The sequence below is a fragment of the Pseudomonas sp. SIMBA_068 genome (assembly GCF_046534705.1).
Taxonomy (GTDB): Bacteria; Pseudomonadota; Gammaproteobacteria; order Pseudomonadales; family Pseudomonadaceae; genus Aquipseudomonas; species Aquipseudomonas putida.
Map to the genome: position 1 here is coordinate 1 of NZ_JAWRYI010001145.1, position 251 is coordinate 251.

Below are 251 nucleotides of genomic sequence, written 5' to 3' on the forward strand. Positions count from 1 at the left end.
TACGAACTGTTCCCCAGCAACACCCAGGTAGGCAACTCTCTCGCTGGCCTGGCCGATGCCGTCGAAGAGGGCGGTTACCTGGTCTACACCGGCCAGCCCTGGCACCCGCAACTGGAAATGATCGCCCGCGCCCTGACCAGCCACCGCGGCGGCGAAGCGTGGGTAATGCGCCGGCGCAGCCAGGCAGAGATGGACCAACTGGTCGAGGCGGCGGGCTTTCGCAAGCTGGCCCAGCGCATCGACGAATGGGG

Annotated in this window: 1 protein-coding gene; it reads left to right on the forward strand. The window is 66.9% G+C overall.

Features of this window, described 5'->3' with window-relative positions:
- A partial coding sequence (locus SB756_RS33095; RefSeq protein ID WP_410913635.1) for a class I SAM-dependent methyltransferase family protein occupies positions 1-251 on the forward strand: 251 nt, incomplete at both ends.